General features: G+C 59.2%; 15 protein-coding genes and 4 pseudogenes. 12 read left to right on the top strand and 7 right to left on the bottom strand.

Translation table 11 applies throughout. The features are described from left to right. The first annotated feature begins 98 nt into the window (after nucleotides 1–98). Nucleotides 99–1,172, top strand: a complete 1,074-nt coding sequence (locus RHM58_RS09410) for a fatty acid desaturase (protein ID WP_201199607.1) — start codon at nucleotides 99–101, stop codon at nucleotides 1,170–1,172. 151 nt (nucleotides 1,173–1,323) lie between these two features. Here RHM58_RS09410 and RHM58_RS09415 read toward each other — a convergent pair whose 3' ends face one another. The 3 genes and pseudogenes from RHM58_RS09415 to RHM58_RS09425 form a co-directional block, all read right to left on the bottom strand. Continuing rightward, entirely contained in the window at nucleotides 1,324–2,934 is a 1,611-nt protein-coding gene (locus tag RHM58_RS09415) for an arylsulfatase (protein WP_322270176.1), read from the bottom strand. Nucleotides 2,935–2,948: 14 nt separating this feature from the next. Then, nucleotides 2,949–3,766: pseudogene (locus RHM58_RS09420) on the bottom strand (ABC transporter ATP-binding protein). Next, nucleotides 3,763–5,360: pseudogene (locus RHM58_RS09425) on the bottom strand (ABC transporter permease). Before RHM58_RS09425 ends, RHM58_RS09420 begins: the two co-directional pseudogenes overlap by 4 nt. Before the next feature lie 382 nt (nucleotides 5,361–5,742). Here RHM58_RS09425 and RHM58_RS09430 point away from each other — a divergent pair. Then, nucleotides 5,743–6,756 carry an ABC transporter substrate-binding protein gene (locus tag RHM58_RS09430; protein ID WP_201199615.1) on the top strand — a complete coding sequence of 338 codons (1,014 nt, stop codon included), beginning with the start codon at nucleotides 5,743–5,745 and terminating at the stop codon, nucleotides 6,754–6,756. A gap of 124 nt (nucleotides 6,757–6,880) precedes the next feature. Here the strand turns inward: RHM58_RS09430 and RHM58_RS09435 are convergent, their stop codons facing one another. Continuing rightward, nucleotides 6,881–7,801, bottom strand: coding sequence for a LysR family transcriptional regulator (locus RHM58_RS09435; RefSeq protein ID WP_201199618.1), 921 nt, complete (start codon nucleotides 7,799–7,801; stop codon nucleotides 6,881–6,883). Between the two features lie 183 nt (nucleotides 7,802–7,984). On the opposite strand from RHM58_RS09435, the gene RHM58_RS09440 reads away from it, so the two are divergent. Continuing rightward, nucleotides 7,985–8,890: a TauD/TfdA dioxygenase family protein gene (locus RHM58_RS09440; RefSeq protein WP_322270177.1), complete on the top strand. Its 906-nt coding sequence runs from the start codon at nucleotides 7,985–7,987 to the stop codon at nucleotides 8,888–8,890. A 112-nt stretch (nucleotides 8,891–9,002) separates the two neighbouring features. Here the strand turns inward: RHM58_RS09440 and RHM58_RS09445 are convergent, their stop codons facing one another. Then, nucleotides 9,003–10,619, bottom strand: coding sequence for an alkaline phosphatase family protein (locus RHM58_RS09445; RefSeq protein WP_322270178.1), 1,617 nt, complete (start codon nucleotides 10,617–10,619; stop codon nucleotides 9,003–9,005). Nucleotides 10,620–10,835: 216 nt separating this feature from the next. Further along, the gene (locus RHM58_RS09450; protein WP_201199625.1) at nucleotides 10,836–11,780 is read right to left on the bottom strand and encodes a LysR family transcriptional regulator; all 945 of its coding nucleotides are present in this window, start codon (nucleotides 11,778–11,780) and stop codon (nucleotides 10,836–10,838) included. A 165-nt stretch (nucleotides 11,781–11,945) separates the two neighbouring features. Here RHM58_RS09450 and RHM58_RS09455 point away from each other — a divergent pair. The 3 genes and pseudogenes from RHM58_RS09455 (at nucleotide 11,946) to RHM58_RS09465 (ending at nucleotide 16,205) form a co-directional block, all read left to right on the top strand. Continuing rightward, nucleotides 11,946–14,296, top strand: a pseudogene (locus tag RHM58_RS09455) (TonB-dependent receptor). Nucleotides 14,297–14,319: 23 nt separating this feature from the next. Further along, entirely contained in the window at nucleotides 14,320–15,663 is a 1,344-nt protein-coding gene (locus RHM58_RS09460) for an aryl-sulfate sulfotransferase (RefSeq protein WP_322270180.1), read from the top strand. Between the two features lie 215 nt (nucleotides 15,664–15,878). Further along, nucleotides 15,879–16,205, top strand: coding sequence for a hypothetical protein (locus RHM58_RS09465; protein ID WP_201192463.1), 327 nt, complete (start codon nucleotides 15,879–15,881; stop codon nucleotides 16,203–16,205). Here the strand turns inward: RHM58_RS09465 and RHM58_RS09470 are convergent. Further along, a complete protein-coding gene (locus tag RHM58_RS09470; protein ID WP_322270182.1) occupies nucleotides 16,195–16,431 on the bottom strand; it encodes a hypothetical protein in 237 nt (78 codons plus the stop codon). The two genes, RHM58_RS09465 and RHM58_RS09470, sit on opposite strands and share 11 nt — an antisense overlap. Before the next feature lie 159 nt (nucleotides 16,432–16,590). On the opposite strand from RHM58_RS09470, the gene RHM58_RS09475 reads away from it, so the two are divergent. From RHM58_RS09475 to RHM58_RS09500, 6 genes and pseudogenes are all read left to right on the top strand, one after another. Next, a complete protein-coding gene (locus tag RHM58_RS09475) occupies nucleotides 16,591–17,406 on the top strand; it encodes an energy transducer TonB (RefSeq protein WP_322270183.1) in 816 nt (271 codons plus the stop codon). Nucleotides 17,407–17,451: 45 nt separating this feature from the next. After that, nucleotides 17,452–18,177: a MotA/TolQ/ExbB proton channel family protein gene (locus tag RHM58_RS09480; RefSeq protein WP_201199631.1), complete on the top strand. Its 726-nt coding sequence runs from the start codon at nucleotides 17,452–17,454 to the stop codon at nucleotides 18,175–18,177. 1 nt (nucleotide 18,178) lies between these two features. Then, nucleotides 18,179–18,580 (top strand): ExbD/TolR family protein, encoded by a 402-nt coding sequence (locus RHM58_RS09485; protein ID WP_003220570.1) that lies wholly within the window; start codon nucleotides 18,179–18,181, stop codon nucleotides 18,578–18,580. 283 nt (nucleotides 18,581–18,863) lie between these two features. After that, nucleotides 18,864–19,445 (top strand): alpha/beta hydrolase, encoded by a 582-nt coding sequence (locus RHM58_RS09490; RefSeq protein ID WP_201199633.1) that lies wholly within the window; start codon nucleotides 18,864–18,866, stop codon nucleotides 19,443–19,445. A gap of 72 nt (nucleotides 19,446–19,517) precedes the next feature. Then, nucleotides 19,518–20,449 (top strand): annotated as a pseudogene (locus RHM58_RS09495) (sigma 54-interacting transcriptional regulator). Nucleotides 20,450–20,654: 205 nt separating this feature from the next. Beyond that, nucleotides 20,655–21,437, top strand: a complete 783-nt coding sequence (locus RHM58_RS09500) for a MetQ/NlpA family ABC transporter substrate-binding protein (RefSeq protein ID WP_201199637.1) — start codon at nucleotides 20,655–20,657, stop codon at nucleotides 21,435–21,437. Nucleotides 21,438–21,801: the final 364 nt, after the last annotated feature.

Consider the following 21,801-nt stretch of genomic DNA (forward strand, 5'->3'; position numbering starts at 1 on the left):
TGATTGGCGCTTCCGGTCAACAGGTTGGCGTTCACGGCTACCATCTTGTGAGGCGTCACAAGGCAGGATGTGAGCATCAATAACCAGAGGATGGAAGCATGGACCGTACTTCTGCAAGTCCCCAGCGACTGAATGCAGCCCAGCGATCAGCACATATTCGCGAAGTGGTGCTGGCCAAGGGCGTCGAACTGCGCAAACGCTACCCGATTCTTAACCATCAGGACGCTTTGGGCGCAGGCATTCTGGCCTTTGCGCTGGTCGGGATGATCGGTTCGGCGGCGCTCTACATCACCGGGCACATGGCCTGGTGGGCGTGCCTGTTGCTCAATGCGTTTTTTGCGTCGTTGACCCACGAACTGGAACACGACCTGATTCACAGCATGTACTTCCGCAAGCAACGCCTGCCGCACAACCTGATGATGGGCCTGGTCTGGCTGGCGCGGCCAAGCACGATCAACCCGTGGATCCGCCGTCATCTGCACCTCAATCACCACAAGGTTTCCGGCACCGAAACCGACATGGAAGAGCGGGCGATCACCAATGGCGAGCCTTGGGGCATTGCCCGGCTGTTGATGGTCGGCGATAACGTGATGTCGGCGTTTATTCGCATGCTGCGGGCCAAGACCTGGGCGCACAAATTCAGCATCATCAAGCGCACCTTGAAGGTCTATGCGCCTTTAGCGCTGGTGCATTGGGGCGCGTGGTATGTGTTTCTCGGCTTTCATGCGGCCAATGGCATTGCGCATTTGCTCGGTGCACCGATTGAGTGGTCGGCGACCACGCTGTCCGTGATGCAAGTGATCGATATTGCGGCAGTGGTGATCATCGGGCCGAACGTGTTGCGCACTTTTTGCCTGCACTTTGTCAGTTCGAACATGCATTACTACGGTGATGTGGAGCTGGGGAATGTGATTCAACAGACTCAGGTGCTGAACCCTTGGTGGATGTGGCCGTTGCAAGTGTTCTGCTTCAACTTCGGCAGCAGCCACGGGATTCATCACTTTGTGGTGAAGGAACCGTTTTACATCCGCCAGATGACCGTGCCGGTGGCGCATAAGGTAATGCGCGAGATGGGGGTTCGGTTTAATGATTTCGGGACGTTTGTGCGGGCGAACCGGTTTGTTCGCAAGGACGAGGTGGTGAGCGCCACGACACAAACCGCCCAGGCCTGACTCATACCTGTGGCGAGGGGGCTTGCCCCGTTGGGCTGCGAAGCGGCCCCAAAACCAGACGACCGAGGTTTAACAGATAGAGGTCGGTCGTCTGGTTTACGACTGCTTCGCAGCCGAACGGGGGCAAGCCCCCTCGCCACAGTGTTAGTGTTCAATCCGGCTGAAATGGCGACTCGCTCAATATCACCCCGGTCTCATCCACATAAGTCTGCCAATGTTCGATCAAAGTGCTGAGCTTCTCTGGCTGACTAACCGCCAAATCATGAATCTCTCCCGGATCACTCCCCAGATCATAAAGCTGCCAGGTCGCCGGCCCCACCGGCCCCGGAATGTAAACCGCTTTCCACTGCCCCTGCCGAATCGCCCGCCGCCCGAACAATTCCCACCCGGTCACGGTGTGCTCGTCATGCACCTGCGTCGTCTCGCCGGATAGAAACCCCAGCCACGACTTCCCGCGCAACTGCGCCACTGGCTTGCCGCGCCACTGCTTGCCGGGATGGCGCACACCGGCGAGGTCGAGAATGGTCGGCGTGACGTCCATCACCGTGCCAAACCCGTGGCTGACCTGGCCCTTGAGCGACAGCTGCGGGTAATGCACCAGCGCCGGCACCCGAATCCCGCCTTCAGTGGTGAACGCCTTGAACAACCGTGACGGCGCGGTCGCGACCTGAGCCCAGCTCGGCCCGTACCAGACGTAGGAGTTGGCGCGGCCGATGTTGTCCAGGCTGTTGTCGTAATGCTGGTTCAGATAAGTCAGCAGCTCCGGGCCGAATTTCGGGAAGGCTTCCAGCAGCGCGCCTTCGGCACCGTTGTCGGACATGAACAGGATGAACGTGTTGTCCAGTTGCCCTTGGTTGCGCAGGTAGTCGACGACACGGCCGATGTTCCAGTCCATGCGCTCGACCATCGCCGCGTAAACCTCCATGGCTCGCGCGGAAACCTGCCGTTGTTCGTCGCTCAAGGCGTCCCATTGCGCGTTGAGCTGGATCAGCGGATGCGGTTCGACATCGGCGTCGATCAACCCCAGGGATTTTAGTTTTTCCAGACGCTCAAGGCGCAACACTTCGGGGCCTGTGTCATAGCGGCCACGGTATTTCTCGACCACGTCGGCCGGAGCCTGCAACGGCCAGTGCGGTGCCGAAAACGGCAGGTAGGCAAAGAACGGCCGGGTCTGATCGCGCTCCTTCAGATACTGCAAAAGCTTGTCGCCAAAGGCGTCGGAGGAATAGAAATCCTTCGGCAACTCATCGATGAATTGATCGTCCTCGATATACAGCGCCGGTGTGGATTTCAGCAGCCCCGGCGTTTGCTCATCGTAGGTGGGTTCGAAACCGTAATGGTTGGCAGCGCCGGGCAGCAGCGAGAACGAACGCTCGAAACCCCGCGCATGCGGCGCCAGTTCAGCGGTCAGCCCCAAGTGCCATTTGCCGCTCATCAGCGTCTGGTAACCGGCCTCGCGCAGCAACTCAGGCAACGCGACTACGCGGTCATTGAGGTGACCTTCGTAACCCGGTTTGCCGATCAGTTCGGGGGTCAGCGCTTCGGCCATGGTGCCGATGCCGGCGATGTGGTGGTCGGTACCGGTGAGCAGCATCGAACGGGTCGGTGAGCAGGTCGGCGCGGTGTGGAAGTCGGTCAGGCGCAGGCCGTTGTTGGCCAACGCATCGAGGTTCGGCGTGGCGATTTCGCCGCCGAACGCGCCGATATCGGAAAAGCCCAGGTCATCCGCCAGGATCACCAGAAAGTTGGGACGTTGCGGCATCAAAAATCTCCTGTTCAGCAGGCAATAAAGGACAGCGGCAGATCGCGGATTTGTACCGGCACGACCGGTTGGTAATGGTCATCGCTGGTGAGTTCGTGCAGCAGTTCTTCGCGCAATTGGTGGAAGTCGAAACTGCTGCGCTGACGCGGATGGGGCAGGGCGATGTCGACCACTTGCTTGATCCGTCCGGGACGCGGTTCCATCACCACCACGCGGTCCGCGAGGAAGATCGCTTCTTCCACATCGTGGGTGACTAGAATCGTGGTGATTTTTGCCCGTGCCCGGATCGCCAGCAGCTCGTCCTGCATCTGCTGACGGGTCAGTGTCGTCGAGGGCGCCGAAGGGTTCGTCGAGCAGCAGAATCCGGGGGCTGGCGACCAGGCCGCGCGCAATCGCCACCCGTTGCGCCATGCCACCGGAGAGCTGGTGCGGATAGGCGCGAGTGAAGTCGCTGAGGCCGACCAACTCGATGAAGTCGTCCACGCGTTTTTGCTTTTGTTCGGCGCTCAGCGGTTCGTTGACCAGGCCCAGGCTGATGTTGTCGGCCACCGTCAGCCATGGGAACAAACGGTGTTCCTGAAAGACAATTCCGCGTTCGCTGCCGATGCCAGTGACCGCTTTGCCGTCCACGGTAATTTGCCCGCGAAACTGCGTATCAAGCCCCACCAGCAGTCGCAACAAAGTTGATTTGCCACAGCCGCTGGAGCCGACAATGGCGACGAATTCACCCTCGGCGATTTCCCAGGTTGAATTCACGTATGGCCTCGAGTTCGAAGCCGTCGACGTCGAAGGATTTGCCGACGTGGTTGAAGCTGACAATCGGTGCGTTCATGCGTGTCTCCAGCGGGTAGCGCGGATTTCCAGGCGTTGGCCAATGAGGTTGAGCAGGGCACCGGTCAGGCCCACCAGCAGCATGCCGGCCATGATCAGGTCCATGCGCAGCAGTTGCTGGGCACCGATCATCTGGCTGCCGATGCCGCCATTGGACGGCATGAAATATTCGGCGCCGATGGTGCCGAGCCAGGCGTAGATCAGGCTCAGGCGCAGGCCGGCGAAGATCCCCGGGGCCGCGCCCGGCAAGACCAGGCGGCGCAGGCGTTGGCCGAGATTCAGACGCAGCACTTGAGCGGCTTCATTCAGTTGCGGCGAGAGGTTGGCGACGCTGCGTTGGGTGGCAATAAACAGCGGAAAAAATGCAGCGAGTGCGACGAATACCCACTTGGCCAATTCCCCCAGGCCGAACCATGCGGTGAGCAGCGGCACCCAGGCGAAAATCGCGATTTGGCGGATGGCAGCGAGGGTCGGACCGAGGATGCGTTCACTGGTGTGCGACAGCCCCAGCAGCAAGCCCAGCAAAAATCCGAGTCCACCGCCCAGCAGCAAACCGCCGAGGGTGCGGCCCAGGCTCAGGGCCATGCCGCTGATCAATGTGCCGTCTCGCAGGCCGTGCCAAGTGGTTTCCAAAACCGCGAACGGGCTGACCAGGATATTCGCGTCGATCCACTGCTGATCCGTGGTCACTTGCCACAACGTCAGCAACGCCAAGGGCAGCAGCCAGGGTTGCAGGTGTTGCGAGCCTTGATACTTCGGCCCACGGCGGATTTCGGCGGTGGCCGGGTGCGGCCAGTGCACCCATTTTTTATCCAGCAGACGAAGCCGCGATCCATCGCCACGCCGATCAAACCGATGACCACGATCACCACGAAGACGATGTCGAGCATGAACAACTGGCGCGCCCAGACCATCAGGTAACCGATGCCTTCGCTGGACGCCAGCAGTTCCACCGCCAGTAACGAGGTCCAACCGGCGGCCAGCGCCAGTCGCACACCGGCCATGAAGGCGGGCAGCGCGGCGGGCAGCACCAGGCGACGGATCAACAGTCGCGGCGGCAGACGCAGCACGGCGGCGGCCTCGCGCAATTTGGGTTGTGCGTCGCGCACACCGACCAAGGTGTGCAGGGTCACCGGCACCACAATCGCCTTCACCAGCACCACCAGTTTCAACACTTCACCGATGCCGAAAAACACCATGAACAGCGGAATCCAGGCCAGGGTCGGGACTTGCGCCAAACCGGCGAACGTCGGGAACACCAGGCGCTCCAGACGCCGACTGAAACCCAGCGCCGCGCCCAAGGCTGCGCCAGCGCTGATCCCGGCGAGCAAGCCCCAGAACAGGCGTTGCAGGCTGATCCACAGATGACTCCACAACTCGCCTTGGGACAGTTCGACGGCGCTGTTCCAGACCAGAGAGGGCGCCGGCAGGATCTGCTCGCTCATCCAGTGATTGCGGCTGGCCAGCCACCATAGGGCGAACAGGCTGATCGGTAACATCCAGGGCAGGAGACGCTGGCTCAGGCTTGGCCAAAGGCGCCGACCATTGAGCGGTGGGGCGGCCAGCGGCAGGCTGAGAAGGGAAACACGGGCCATGAATGACCTCCGTTTTTGACCTTGTAGGAGCGGGGCTTGCCCGCGAAGGCTATCTGTCAGTCACCCTCTTGTTGGATGTGACGGGTCTCTTCGCGGGCAAGCCTCGCTCCAACAGGTTTAAGGTGTATGCGAATTTGATCTATAAAAATTAAAATCAATGCTATTGAGAGATAAGCGAGACCATTTAAGGCCTCCAGCCCACACGCATCCAATGCATTCGAAGAATATTTTCGATGCTGTTTATGCATACCCGCCCGAGAGCCCCGCTTTGACTGACATAGACCCAAAAGCTATAAAAATGTGAATTTATAGTATTTAAGCGTAGGGACTGATTCAGCCTACGTTCTGCTCCTCAACGCCGTCGCCACCAGGAGCCGCACCCATGAATCGTCCCTTCAAACGTGTCATCAGTCTGTTTGCCATACCGGCCCTGGCGGGGTTGCTGGCGTTCACCGCCCACGCCGACGAACTCAAGGAAATTCGGATCGCCGTGCCTGACCTGAGTGCCGGCACCCAGCACAGTGGCGGCGGTATAACGGATGTATTGCGCGACCAGCAGATCTTTGAGAAAGCCTTCGCCGATCAGGGGATCAAAATTCAGTGGAGTTTCTTCAAAGGCGCCGGGCCGGTGATCAACGAAGCGTTCGCCAACGGTCAGGTAGACCTGGCTTACCTGGGAGATCTCGCGGCAATCATCGGTAAGTCCAATGGTCTGGACACCCGCCTGCTCAGCGCCTCTGCGCGCGGGGTGAAACAGTACCTGGGCGTGGTGCCCGGTTCGGGGATCAAAACCCTGCAAGACCTCAAAGGCAAACGCGTGGCGATCTTTCGGGGCACCGCTACTCAGTTGTCTTTTGATGCGGCGCTGGCCAGCCAGGGTTTGAGCGAGAAGGATCTGAAGGTCATTAATCTGGACTTTAGCGGCGCCGTTGCCGCGCTGGCGGCCAAGCAGATTGATGCGTCGTGGGGCAGTTCTGGATTGACGGCGTTGCAAGCCAAGGGGTTGGCCGAGTTGCCGTTGAACACCAAGGATCTGGGTGGGGCGGGCAGTGTTCAGGCGGTGTTGGTGGGCACCGGGAAATTTGTCGACGAGCATCCGGAGGCGGTCGCGAAACTGTTGAAGGCGCAGCAGCAAGCGGTGGAGTGGCTGACGCAGGACAGCAACAAGGATGCGTACATTCAGTTGGTGTCGGGGCTGGCGAGTTATCCGCCAGTGATTCTTCAGCAGGATTTGAAGGATCAGAAGTTGAGCGACGTGTTCCCCTCGACGCTGGATCCGGTGTTCCTGGGGAAATTGCAGGATGCAGTGGATTTGGCTTCGCAGCAGAAGCTGATTCGCAAGCCGTTCAAGGTGACGGATTGGGTAGCGCCGGAGTTGGCTGCAGCGAAGCTCTGAATTTTTAGCGATCTCACTGGCCTCATCGCGATCAAGCTCGCTCCCACAGTGGATCTCTGCCGGACACAAAATTTGTGTACACCGCAAATCTACTGTGGGAGCGAGCTTGCTCGCGATGGGGTCATCAAACCGCGACGCTAATCTCTTGTTTATCCACCGCCACCAACGTCTCAATCATCGCCCGCGCCGCCGGCGACAACCGAAACCCGGTGCGACTGACAATCCCGCACCGCGCATTCATGCTCTCGATGTTCTGCGGCAAATTGCGCCAGTGCAGCAACACCAGCGTGCCCTGGGCGATGTCTTCGTTAAACGCCTCTTCCGTACCAATACCAATCGCGTTCGATTGCAGCACGATCTTCACCAGCGCCGGAAAGTGCTCGGTCTCGATGGTCGGTGAAAAATCCATCCGCCCGCTGAGGTTTGCCAGCAGTTTGCGAATGCCCGGCGGGATCAACGTGGTCGCCAACGGGTAGTCGAACATGTCGTTGGTCGACAGGCTGTCCTTGACCAGCAGTGGATGCCCCGGCCGGCAGAAGAACACCCCGCGCTTGGGCGTCAGGGCCTGGGTCTGGAAGTTCGGATCGGCTTCGAAATGGCGGATGTCGGCGATGAAGAACTCGATCTCTTCACGGCTCAGGGCGCGGCTGAGTTTTTCCCAATTATCCACCTGAAAACAGGTGCGTACTTTCGGGTGCGCATTGATGAATTGCGCCACCGCATCCGGCACCAGTTTCACCGCTGGCGCCGGGCCGCAACCGAAGCGCAGTTCACCGGCGTCGAGCTTGGTCATCTGCGTCACTTCGGCATTGAGCAGCGCCGCGCCTTGGACCAGGGTCAAGGCATGTTGCAGCACCACCTGGCCCTCGGGTGTCGGGCGCAAATCCTTGTTGCCACGGTCCACCAACACACAGCCGAACTCTTGCTCCAGCCCCTGAATACTGCGGCTGAACGCCGGTTGAGTGATGCCCATGGCGTCGGCCGCGCGGACAAAACTGCGGTGTTCGTTGAGGGCGATGAAGTAGCGCAACTGGCGAAGATCCATATGCTTTTCCGGCATCCTAAAAATAGCTCGAAGGCATTTGCGACGAGGGTTGCTAGAGGTTTTAAATGCAAGCTCTTATTCCGTCAACGAAGCATGTAGATATCTATTAGATCTAAATTGAATATAGATAGAGCATTGTTTCGCTGCCGCTCAACCGTCAGCAGTCCGATCGAGGGTCTACCCATGAGCAATGCCGCTTTAGCTGTAAAACCCGCTGTTCACGCGCTTGAAATCCATCCGGTGGCCGGCCGGATCGGCGCCGAGATCCGTGGCGTGAAACTCTCCGGCGAGCTGGACGCCAGCACCGTCGAAGCGATCCAGCAGGCGCTGGTCCAATACAAAGTCGTGTTCTTCCGCGAGCAGACGCAGCTCGACGATCAAAGCCAGGAAGCATTCGCCCACTTGCTCGGCGAGCCAGTGGCGCACCCGACCGTACCGGTACGCGATGGCACCCGTTACCTGCTGGAACTGGACGGCGCTGAAGGCCAGCGCGCCAACTCCTGGCACACCGACGTGACTTTCGTTGACGCGTACCCGAAAGCCTCGATCCTGCGCTCGGTGGTGGCCCCGGCGTTCGGTGGTGATACCTTCTGGGCCAACACCGCGACGGCCTACAACGAGCTGGCGCCGGAGCTGCGTGAACTGGCAGACAAGCTCACCGCCGTACACAGCAACGAATATGACTACGCCGGCGCCAAACCGGACGTGTCGGCGGAAAAGCTGGAGCGCTACCGCAAGATCTTCACTTCCACCGTTTACGAAACCGAGCACCCGGTGGTCCGTGTGCACCCGATCAGCGGCGAAAAGAGCTTGCTGCTGGGGCATTTCGTCAAACGCATCAAGGGTTATTCCCTGGCGGATTCGGCGCATTTATTTGGTCTGTTGCAGAGTCATATCACCCGTTTGGAAAACACCGTGCGCTGGCGCTGGAAGGCTGGTGACGTGGCGATCTGGGACAACCGCTCCACCCAGCATTACGCGGTGGATGACTATGGGACTCAGGATCGGATCGTTCGCCGGGTGACGTTGAAGGGCGAGGTACCGGTGGGCGTGGCGGGGCAGCGGAGTCAGACCATCAAAGGCGCGTAAAACACGGTCCCCTGTGGGAGCGGGCTTGCTCGCGAAAGCGGTGTATCAGTCAACATTTTTATCGACTGACACTCCGTCTTCGCGAGCAAGCCCGCTCCCACATTTGATTGGGTTACCACACGCCGATCTGGACCAATTTCTCGGTTTCCGGCTCACCATAACGAAACCGCTGCCCGCGCAAATCAATCTCCTGATGACTAATGGTCGTGCGCCGCTTCAACCCGCGCACCCACTCAAACAAATACCCCGCATGCTCTTCACGAACCGCCGCAAACGCCGGATCCGCACCCAAATCACGCAACTCCTGCGGATCATTCTGCAGATCAAACAACTGCGGCCCAAATCCGTCGTACGCCAGGTATTTCCAGCGCTCGCTGCGCACCATGGTCATGCGGCAACGGTCGATCGGCTGCGCAAGCCGCTCCCGCGCCGGGGCCTGGAACGCGTAGTCATATTCGCTGATCGCATAGCGGCGCCAATTGGTTTTCACGCCGTGCAGCAGCGCAATCAATGAGCGTCCTTCAAGCCGGTGTTCAGCACTCGGCAAACCCAGCGCGTCAAGAAACGTCGGCAACGCATCAATGGTTTCCACCAGCCGATCATCCACCGATCCTCGAGTGATATCCGCCGCCACACGCGGGTCGCGAACGATCAACGGAATCCCCACCGCAGGCTCCAGCAAAAACTCTTTCTCCCCCAAATAATGGTCGCCCAGGAAGTCACCGTGATCGCTGGTGAACACAATTAGCGTGTCATCCCATCGACCGTTGCTCTGGAGAAAATCAAACAAGCGCCCGAGCTGATCATCGACCTGTTTGATCAACCCCATGTAGGTCGGCACCACGTTCAACCGCACCTCATCACGGGAAAAATTCAGGCTTTCTTCATGCTGCCGAAACGCGTTGTACACCGGGTGATCACTCTCCTCGCCGAACGCTGCGCGCACCGGTTCAATCACCTGATCGGCGCCATACAACGCGTGATACGGCGCCGGGGCGATGTAGGGCCAGTGCGGCTTGATGTACGACAGGTGCAGGCACCACGGCTGCTCACCTTGCTCAGCGATGAAGTCGATGGCGCGGTCGGTGGTGTAGACGGTTTCCGAATGCTGCTCGGGGACGCGGGCCGGCAGATGAGCGTTGCGCATTTTCCAGCCGCTGAGGATTTCATCCTGCGGGCCTTCGGCGGCGTTGGCCCAGTCGTGCCAGGGGTTTCGACCTTCAAAGCCGTTCTCGCGCAGGTAATGGGTGTAAGGCGCGGATTCGCGTTTGTCATCGAACAATGGGTCGTCCGGGAAGATGCCGTCATGGCGAAAATACGCTTCGAAACCGACCTCGTTCAACACCTCGGCCTGATCGCTGGAGGGGGCGATGGCAAGTCGTTGCAAGGCATCCAGATTGGGCGTGGCGTGGGTCTTGCCCACCAGCGCGGTGCGAATGCCATGGGGGCGCAGATAGTCGCCGATGGTCAGCTCTTCCAGAGGTAAGGGCACCGCGTTCCACGCCACTTGATGGCTGCTGACATAGCGTCCGGTGTAGGCCGACATCCGCGACGGTCCGCAGATCGTGCCTTGGGTGTAGGCACGGCTGAAACGCACGCCGGCAGCGGCCAGGCGATCGATGTTCGGGGTGTGCAAATGCGGGTGGCCGTAGCACGACAGGTAATCGCGGCGCAGTTGATCGCACATGATGTACAGCACGTTGCGCACGGGTTTTTGGGTGTTGGGCATGGGGTTCACCGATCAGAAGACAGGCGAGGGTTTTCGCTGGTGGGGTGGGGTTGAGGCAAGTGCATTTGGGGAATGGGTTTTATGCAGTGGGTGCATCGTTAGCCGGGCGGACGCCATCGCGAGCAAGCTCGCTCCCACAGGGAACTGGTGGTTGCCACAGAGAGTGGGCATTGCAGGATCTACTGTGGGAGCGAGCTTGCTCGCGATAGCGGTAGGTCAGACAGCCAGATTTTCAAGAGAACACACCTCTTCATCCAGCTCATCAATCTCCTTGATCTGCGCAATCATCGCCTCGGCCAACGGCGACAACCGATACCCCGCCCGACTGACAATCCCGTACCGCGTATACAACTCCTCCAGATCATCCGCCAAACCCTCAATCTTCAAACACACCAATTCACCCTTGGCGAGGTGCAGCGCATCTGAATACGCGCCGACAATCCCGATGGCATCCGAACGCATCACCACACTCAGCAGGCTGTAGCTGTTTTCACATTCCACGTTCGGCGTGAAATCCGGCCGCCCACTCAAGTCGACGATGACTTTGCGCAGGTTCGGCGGGCGAATGCTGACGGCCATCGGATAACTCATCAACTCCGCAGCACTGACACTCTCACGCCCCGCCAACGGATGCCCGGCGCGGCAGCAAAAATGCCATTTGCGTGGGCGCAGGCGTTGGGTCAGGTAGTCCGGGTCTGCTTCGAAATGGCGGGTGTCGGCGACGAAGAATTCGAACTCCTCACTCAGTAGCCGCTTGCTCAGGCTTTGCCAATCGTCGACCTGAAACTGCACCCGCGCTTTCGGATAGCGCCCGATGAAGCTACCGATCGCCCGCGGGATCAACCCGGCCGCCGGTGCCGGGCCGCAACCGAAGCGTAATTCGCCGGCCTCCAAGCCATTGAACTGGCTGATCTCGTTGGCCATCTGCTGCGCGCCGCTGACCAGCCGCCGCGCGTGTTCGAGCAACACCTGACCTTGTTTGGTCGGCGCCAGGTCCTTGCGTCCGCGATCCACCAACTGACAACCGACACTGTGTTCCAGCGCCTGAATGCTGCGGCTGAACGCCGATTGCGAGAGGTTCACCGCCAGCGCACCCGCGACGAAGCTGCGCTGGTCGGCGAGGGCGATGAAGTGACGAAGTTGGCGCAAATCGATATGCATTTTTCACATAAAAAATATCGGGCGAATGCATTGGATATGCATCAGGTGGACTCCTTATAAAGGCAATCTCTTATGCAGTAAATCTTTCTAAAAACATAAATAAATAACTTAAAAGAATATGCAGGGCTGAAAGCGTTTGCGTGTTTTTTGATCAGGAGCCGCCCTATGAGTCCGTTGAACCTCGCCTCACCCCTTTCGCCCCGACGGCTCAAACGCCTGCCCCTGGCCCTGTTACTGGCGGGGAGCGCCCAGGCTTATGCGGCCGACACCGCGACCCCCGAAGCAGCCCCCGTCGGCAAAACCACGGGCGACAGTTCACAGTTGGAAACCGTGACCGTCACCACCCGCCGCCGCGAAGAAAGTTCGCAGGACGTGCCAACGCCGATGAGCGTGGTCAGCGGCCAGACCCTGGAAACCCAGCGGGTATATCGCATCCAGGATCTGCAACAACTGGTGCCCAGCGTCAACGTCGCCTACATGCATGCGCGCCAGTCCAGCGTGTCGATCCGCGGCCTCGGTAACAACCCGGCCAGCGATGGTCTTGAAGGCAGCGTCGGGCTCTACATCGACAACGTTTACCTCGGGCGGCCGGGCATGGCGGTGTTCGACCTGATGGACATCGAGCAGCTCGAAGTTTTGCGTGGTCCGCAAGGCACGTTGTTCGGCAAAAACACCACGGCCGGGGTGATCAACATCAGCACCCGGGCGCCGTCGTTCACCCCTGAGCGCAGCATCGAAACCTCGGTGGGCGAGGACGGTTACTTCCAAACCAAGGGCACGATTTCCGGCCCGTTGAACGATGAACTGGCGGGGCGTTTTTCGGCCTATCGCTCGAGCAGTGACGGCGACATCAAGAACGAATACAACGGCCATGAATTGAACGGCGGCTCGCGCGACGGCTTCCGTGGCCAGTTGCTGTTCAAGCCCAACGAGTCGTTCAACGTGCGCTGGATCGGCGACTATAACGAAGAAGATTCCAGCGCCGGCACCCGGGTGTTGTACAACACCGGGCCGACCATCAATGGTTTGAACCTTTACTCGGCGCGGGCCGCTACCGCTGGCGCCACATTGGTCAACGGCTCCCATCGCGAGGTCAATCTCGACAACGATCAACACGTCACGGTGCATCAGGGCGGCACGTCGGTGGAGGCTAACTGGACCTTGCCGAGCGACTTCACCCTGACCTCGATCAGTTCCTATCGCTTTTGGAATTTCACCCCGCGCAACGACGATGGCCTCAACGTACCGGCGAGTTACAACGCCGGGGTGTCGGTGGAGGATAAGCAGTACTCCCAGGAGTTCCGCCTGGCGTCACCCAAGGGTGAATTCTTCGATTACGTGCTCGGTGCCTATTACTTCGGCTCGAACCTGGACAACAAATCTTTCTCCTATTACGGCCCGCAAGCGGACATCTGGAACGGCACGCCGCGAGGCGCGCTGGCCAACGTCGACAGCGTCGGCAACGGCCACATCGAAACCAACAGCTTTGCGCTGTTCGCCCAAGGCACCTGGCACCTCACCGAGCGCCTGGACTTCACCGCCGGGCTGCGTGGCACTTATGAAGAAAAAACGCCTGGGTGACGCGTGATGCGCCGGTCGGTGGCGCGGCAGTCACAGGCGCGGCGGCCACGGCACGAGGCGGTCGCGCCGGCGCATACGACTCCGGCGATTTGAATCAGTACAGCTCCAGCCCCTCAGGCCTGCTGAACCTGAGCTACCGCTTCACCGATGACCTGCTCGGCTATGCAACCCTGTCCCACGGCGAAAAATCCGGCGGCGTGAACCTCGCGGTCGGCTCCGCACCGACGGCCGGCGCCGACTCGTTGCTGATCGGCACCGAGCGTGCCAACAACGCCGAACTCGGTTTCAAAAGCACCCTGTGGGACAAGCGCCTGCAACTCAACGCCAACGTGTTCTGGACCCAGGTCAACGCTTACCAGACCAACGCCTATGACGACGTCAACCGTGTGCAATACCTGACCAACGCCGGCTCCGTGCGCTCCCGTGGCGTGGAAGTCGAAAGCACGATCATCCCGTTGCGCGGCCTGACCCTGAACCTCAACGGCTCTTTCAACGACGTCAGCTACCTCTCCTACAAAGATGCCCCGTGCCCGCCGGAAGTCAGCCTGCGTTCGGGCGCACCGGCCTCTTGCGACCTCAGCGGCCACCAGGTGGTCGGCGCCTCGAAATGGATCGGCAACGCCAACGGCGAATACAAATGGAACCTGAGCAACGGCTTGGAAGAGTACGTCACCGGCAGCTACGCCTTCCGCTCCAAAGCGGTAGGCACGGTGGAGGATTCGGATTTCGGGCAAATCCCGAGTTATGCCGTGGTCAACTTATCCACAGGCCTGCGCGGGGACTTCCACCAGGGTCAGTGGGACGTCTCGCTGTGGCTGAAAAACGCCTTCGACAAAACCTATTACACAACCCTCTGGACCGGCGCCAACGGCGGTTATGAAGGCTTGCTCGGCACGCCACGCACCCTCGGCCTGACCGGTCGCTACGACTTCTGATTCGTGACTCAAGGAGCTTCATCATGGTGAGCATCAAAACGGCGTTACCCGTGTTGCTGTCCGGCGCAGTATTGAGCGTTGGCGCTTTCGCGGCGCCCAGCGTCTACCCCACCGGCGTCACCCGTTACGACCCGGCCAAAGCCTTCAACCAGTACGTGATTTTCAGCGGCGCCGACAAGCAGACGCACCTGATTGACATGAATGGCAACGCAGTGAAAACCTGGCCCCAGGCCGGTTTCCCTTCAGCAATCATCGACCCGAAACTGGTCGGCGGCGAACGTGGCCACGTGCTGCTGCAACTGAGCGACAAGGACCCCGGCAAGCTCGGCTCGGTCGGCAATGGCCTGGGCAACCAGAGCGTCGGCGAACTGGACTGGAACGGCAAAGTGGTCTGGCAGTGGGGCGACAAGGCGCCGGGCGGCGCGGCGCAACAGCACCATGACCAGCGTCGCTTGAGCAATGGCAACACCGTGGTGCTGGCGAACAAGGTGCACAAGGTCGACGGGTTCAAAGTGCCCGAGGTGATCGACGATGCGATCTACGAGGTCAGCCCCAAGGGTGAGGTGAAATGGCAGTGGCTGGCCTCGGAACACCTCGATGAATTCGGTTTCACGCCCGAGCAGTTGAAGCTGGTGCGCGCGAGCGACAACCCGGATTACCTGCACATCAATAACCTCAGCCTCGTCGGTCCGAACAAGTGGTTCGATGCCGGCGATAAACGCTTCAACCCGGACAACCTGTTGCTCGATTCGCGCAATGCCAACTTCATCGCGATCATCGACAAGCACAGCGGCAAAGTGGTTTGGCGCCTTGGCCCGAACCTGCCACAGATCGATCCGAAAATCCCGCAGAAACTGCCGCGTCCGATCGACCAGTTCGTCGGCCAGCATGACGCCCACATTATCCCGGCGGGCCTACCGGGCGCGGGCAATCTGTTGGTGTTCGATAACCAGGGTTCGGCGGGTTATCCGAACGTCACTCTTGGGCTGATTTCCGGTTCACGGGTGCTGGAAATCGATCCGCTCAAGAATGAAATCGTCTGGCAGTACAGCGCGGCCAGTTCCAGGCAGCCGGGTTGGGCGTTTTACAGCTCCTTCATCAGCAGTGCGCGACGTCTACCGAACGGCAACACGTTGATTGATGAGGGCATGAACGGGCGGTTTTTCCAGGTGACGGCGAACGGTGAAAACGTTTGGGAATACGTCAGCCCTTATCTCGGCAAAGCACCGGGCAGCGATGCCATCAGCAACTGGGTCTATCGCGCGTTGCCTGTGAGTTATGACTGGGTACCAAAAGGGACGCCACGTTCGCAGACAGCGGTGATTGCACCGGGTGTGGGCGCGCAGCAGACGAATGCCAGTCGTTGATTGTTTCGGCTTATCGCCAGCGGAAGTAATAGTGGTTCTATCTGGAATAACTTATGAAGACTTTGCATAGTTGATATCGCTTTTTCGTTGATTAATAACTGCGTTACGGCGTGGACAATAAACGAATGTCGAACCATGCTCTATTTCGTGAGTTTCAGGAGGAAACTTGCTCTCATCGGAAGACACTTAATTTAAACGATAAAGGAAGTCGAACCATGTCGAGCATTAATGGTACTTACGTTAACTCAAACTCTGGCGCCAAACTGGTTATTACCGATGGTAATGATTCGAATGGCACCTTCAGCGGCAAGCTGAGCCAGGGCGGTGTGAATTACGATGTCAGCTACGGGCACTACCACTTCCAGAACAGCACCGGGCAACCGACCATCATCACCCTCACCGGGTTGAATGACGGTACGGGTTACCAAGCCTGGACGCTGTTTTCGCCGGACCACAATTATTCCCGACTACGGGCAGCGGGTTCGCGCAATAACTTCGATGGTGATGTCGTGACATTGGGTGGCGAGTTCGTCAAGCAATAAACATCGCTGTAATAATCAACAGGCTGGAGCATTGAATATGCATCAGCCTGTTTTTGTTTGTGTGGACTATCACTTTATTGTTAGTTGTTTTTGGCTGTTCTATGTCGCACTTCTCTCCTGAATCGATGCCTTCGGCGAATACTTTCAATGCTTGAAAAGCATCGTTTTTCGCACGCATCGCTACAGCCCTTGTACGGCGTGGCTTTGGCGAAAGTGATTGCTTCATATATTCGATTCAGGTCTATCCATAACTTTAAAGGTTACTTTCAGAGATAAGCGTCTGGCCCAATGATTGGCCCGTCGATACGCCTCGCGGGGGATTCAAGTGCGGGTGTGTCGAGCTGTTCATGAACAGACCGTAAAAGAGACCGCAGGGAGTTAATCAATGGGCAATGTCCAGACCGCCGCCGGCGCACATGAGGTGCTCTGGCGCCAGGCGCCGAGTGGCGAGTTGGTCGACCTCGGCCGGGTGCACCGCGTGCCGTTGGGTCAGTTGCGTTTGCAACGTGCGCCCAAGGGCATTCTGAGCCGGCGCGAAGCGATCCTGCTCGGTGTGCTGGCGTTGCTGGTGCATGGCGCGGTGATCTATTGGGTCAATCAGCAACCGACCACCGTGCTGCCGATCGTGCCGCCGGAAATTCCGCCGATGACCATCGAGTTTTCGCGCCCGGCACCGCCCGTGGTCGAGCCGCCACCGCCACAACCTGCTCAACCCGTGGTCGAGCCACCGCCGCCCGTGGAAGACGAGTTGGCCGTGAAGCCGCCGCCACCAAAACCGATTCCAAAGCCAAAACCAAAACCGGTCGCTAAGCCCGTACCGAAACCAGCTCCCAAAGCTGTTGAACAGCCGCCAGCACCGCCGCAACCAACGGCACCTGTCGCAGCCCCGGCGCCACCCGCACCACCGGCGCCCGCGCCAGTGACCCCGGCCTCGGCCAACGTCGCGTACTTGAAAAACCCGGCGCCGGAATATCCGTCCCTGGCTCAGCGTCGCGGTTGGGAAGGCACGGTGTTGTTGCGGGTGCATGTGATGGCCAACGGCAAACCGGGCGAGATCCAGATTCAGAAAAGCAGTGGTCGCGACCAGCTCGACGACGCGGCGTTAACCGCCGTGAAGCGTTGGAGTTTCGTGCCGGCCAAGCAAGGTGATGTTGCCCAGGATGGCTGGGTCAGCGTGCCCATCGATTTCAAGATTCATTAAACCGAAACCAATTTCGCGCGAAACGTTTACACGAGGGAATACATCATGACGTTACTAGCCTCTCCACTTGAATCCATCGAAGGTGCGGTGATCTGGCTGCTGGTGGTTTTTTCCGTTGCCACCTGGGGTTTGGCGTTGCTCAAGGGCGTGCAATTCGGGCGCTTGAAAGCCCAGGATAAGAAATTTCATAAACAGTTCTGGGCCGCGTCGAGTCTCGACTCAGCGGCCGAGCTGAGCGAAACCCAGCCAGGCGCGGCGGCCCGTGTGGCCCAGGCCGGTTACGCGGCGATCCAGGTAGGTGAAGCGCCGGCCACGAATGACTTGAGCCAGGCGATCAATCATCAGGATCGTCTGGAGCGTGCGTTGCGTCAGCAGATCGTCCGCGAGCGTCGTTCGCTGGAAACCGGGCTGGCGGTGGTCGCGAGTATTGGCAGCACCTCGCCGTTCATTGGCTTGTTCGGCACGGTGTGGGGAATCATGGAAGCGTTGAAAGGCATCAGCGCGGCGGGTTCGGCGAGCCTGGAAACGGTGGCCGGGCCGATTGGTGCAGCACTGGTCGCCACCGGTGTGGGGATCGCGGTCGCGGTGCCGGCGGTGCTGGTTTACAACTACTTTTTGCGGCGCCTGAAACTCACGGCGGCGGACCTGGATGACTTCGCCCATGACTTCTACAGCCTGGCGCAGAAGAGTTCGTTCCGTCTGCTGATTCACCCGACCTCGCACAAAGTCGTGGCCCAGGGCGGTGCGCAGAAAGTGAAGGAGGCGTCCTGATATGGCCTTCTCCACGCAAGACAGTGATGAGGTGCTGAGCGAGATCAACGTGACACCGCTGGTGGACGTGATGCTGGTGCTGCTGGTGGTGTTTATCGTCACCGCGCCGCTGCTGACCAACGCGATTCCGATCAACCTGCCCAAGACCGAGGCCGTGGCCCCGGTGGAGCAGAAAGACCCGCTGGTGGTGAGCATCGATGGCGCCGGCAAGCTGTTTATCAACAAGGATGAAATCCAGCCGGATTTGCTGGAGTTCAACCTTAAATCGGCGAAGGCCAAGGATCCGGAAGTGCGCGTGCAATTGCAGGCGGACGATGGGGTGAATTACGGCGAAGTGGCGCGGGCCATGGCCTCGATTGAGCGGGCGGGGATTACCAAGTTGTCGGTGATTACTGCGCGTTAACAGATTTCAAGTTTTCCGGGGCCGTCTCCTTGGCAGGGTGCGGCCCTTTTTTATTCCCAAGGTAAACGCAGGTCCCCTGTGGGAGCGGGCTTGGTCGCGAATGCAGCGGGTCAGTCGCCATCAATGTTGTCTGATCCACCGCATTCGCGAGCAAGCCCGCTCCCACAGGGGGATACGTGCATATTCAATTAAGGTCTTAATAAATAGCTTCTTATTCCTTAACGAATATAACTCTCGTCCCTATACTCGATCAGGAACAGACACGCAGCAGGAGAGCTCCCCCATGCGCAACGAATCAATTCGCTACCTGATTGTGCCGGGCTGGCAAGGATCGCCAGAAGATCATTGGCAAAGCCATTGGCAGAACAGTCTGCCGAACAGTGCACGGGTGGAGCAGGCCGATTGGCTGACGCCGCGCCGTGAAGACTGGGTCGCCGCGCTGGCCGAGGCGATTGCCGCCGACAGCACACCGGTGATCCTGATCGCCCATAGCCTGGGTTGCATCACCGTTGCCCATTGGGCAGCCACTGCGCCGTTGCAGTTTTTGCGTCAGGTGCGCGGTGCCTTGCTGGTTGCGCCAGCGGACGTCGAACGCCCGGCCTGCTCGCCGGCCTTGCGTAACTTTGCACCGATTCCGACCACCCTGTTGCCGTTCCCGAGCCAGGTCGTCAGTTCCGACAACGACAGCGCCGTCAGCGCATCCCGTGCGATGGAGCTGGCCCGTAATTGGGGCGCCGAGGCGGGGATTCTGGCGGGTGCCGGGCATATCAATGTCAAGTCCGGCCACCAGCGCTGGGAGCAGGGTTTTGCGTACCTCTATCGCCTGCAAAACCGCATGGAACATCACGCCCTGCGCCGCGCTTGAACCCTTTATTTTTTGCTTTTGTTTTTAAAACAACGCCCCCCGTCTCCCGGCGGTTTTGGGCGGGAGTCTGCCATGAGTTTTGAAGCCTTCGGTCAGCCGCTGCTGACCTTCCCCGATGCAGAAAAAGTCCTCTGAGCATCCGCGCCAAGGCGCTGGTGTTTGTTGATCCGCGTTCGCGGCAGTTGCGCCAGGAATTGGAGCAACTGGCACCGCGCGCCATTTCGGTATTGATTCGCGGTGAAACCGGCAGCGGTAAAGAATTGCTCGCCCGCCACATCCACCGCGCCAGTGATCGCGGCGGGTTGTTCGTGTCGGTCAATTGCGGCGCGATCAGCCCGACGTACGCTGATGCCGAGTTGTTCGGCTATGCCGCCGGCAGTTACACCGGTTCGGCCAGCAGCCGGGCTGGCTGGTTCGGTTCGGCCAATGGCGGGACGCTGTATCTGGATGAAATCGGCGATCTGCCGCTGCCAATCCAGATCAAGTTGCTCTCAGCATTGGAAAACCACGAAGTCACCCGCGTCGGCGCTCATCAGCCGAGCCCGGTGGACGTGCGCCTGGTCGCCGCCACCAGCATCGACCTGGGCCAGGCGGTGGCGGCCGGGAAATTTCATGAACGGCTTTATCACTACCTCAGCGAAGGGCAGCTTGAGTTGCCGGCCTTGCGTGAGCGGGTGGGCGACATTCTGTCCCTCGCCGAGTATTTCCTTGGCATCTACAGCCAGCGCCTGGACTTGCCGGTGCCGTTGATCAGTGATGCGGCGCAGCATGTGCTGGAGGCGCATAGCTGGCCCGGCAATACCCGGGAACTGGAGAACGTCATTCACTTTGCGCTGCTGGTGAGTACCGGGGATGAGATCTTGCCGGAGCATTTGAATCTGCCGGAGGTGTTGCCGTCGTTGGTGCAGATTGAGCGGCAAGTTGCGCAAGTCAGCAAAAACGGCACGGTTGCCGAGCGTTCGGCCCTCAAGGACCTACTCGAAAGCTTGAGCCAAGCGCTGTAACCCTGTGGGAGAGAGCTTGCTCCCACATTCGGTAAGCGGCGGGCCAGAGCTGTATGAACAAAATGGAATATCAAAGTGAATAAAAGATATTGTTCGGGAATAAAAATCCCGGTATTGTCCGCATCACGCCAGCGATAGCACTTCACTGGCACTCGTACTAATAGCCGTCGCCATAAGCGACCGTGATTCCCGATAAGGACACTGCATGAAAAAGGTTCTGTTGTTCACCGCATTGGCGGCTGCCCTGACTGCGGGCCTGGCCCAGGCTAACGAGAAACTGGTGGTGGCGGCGACCCCGATTCCACACGCCGAGATTCTTGAACTGATCAAGCCAACCCTCGCCAAAGAAGGCGTGGATCTGGAAATCAAAGTCTTCACCGACTACGTTCAACCGAACGTGCAGGTCGACCAGAAGCGTCTGGACGCCAACTACTTCCAGACCCTGCCGTACCTCAAAAGCTTCAACGAAGGCAAAGGCACCAACCTGGTCACCGTGATCGGTGTGCACGTTGAACCGTTCGGCGGCTACTCGAAGAAAGTCAAAACCCTGGCTGAGCTGAAAGACGGCGCAACCATCGCTATCCCTAACGAAGGCAGCAACAGCGGCCGTGCCCTGATCCTGCTGCAGAAGGCTGGCCTGATCGAGTTGAAAGACCCGAAAAACGCCCTGGCTACCCCAAAAGACATCGCCAAGAACCCGCACAACTTCAAGTTCAAGGAGCTTGAGTCCGCGATGTTGCCGCGTGTTCTGGACCAAGTCGACCTGGACATGATCAACACCAACTACGCACTGGAAGCGGGCCTGAACCCGGCTAAAGATGCACTGGTGATCGAAGGTGCTGATTCGCCTTACGTGAACTTCCTGGTCGCCCGTCCAGACAACAAGGACAGCGATGCCATCCAGAAACTGGCCAAAGCCTTGACCAGCCCGGAAGTGAAAGCCTTTATCGAACAGAAATACAAAGGCGCGGTACTGCCGGCGTTCTGATTCGACGCAGCAACAAACCCCTTCAAGGTTTCAACGCCGACGGCTGATACAGCGTCGGCGTTTTTGTGTACTTGCACGAAACCCCTGTGGGAGCGGGCTTGCTCGCGAATGCGGTGTGTCAGTCGAAATTGATGCCGTCTGACCCACCGCATTCGCGAGCAAGCCCGCTCCCACAGGGGATCTGTGTGTTTCAGGAGATTCAGGCCACCCTGGCCTTCAACGCCCTGCGTAACGCCACCAACAACTTCACGATGTCTTGCGGGTCCAGCCGCTGCGGCACTTTTACGTCAGCCATTTTTCTCTTCCTTGTGATGGTTTGGCCGGGGAGTCTGGCCAAAAGCTGTCCGTCCTTGGAGGGACTTTT

It is taken from the genome of Pseudomonas sp. 10S4 (assembly GCF_034344865.1).
GTDB lineage: Bacteria > Pseudomonadota > Gammaproteobacteria > Pseudomonadales > Pseudomonadaceae > Aquipseudomonas.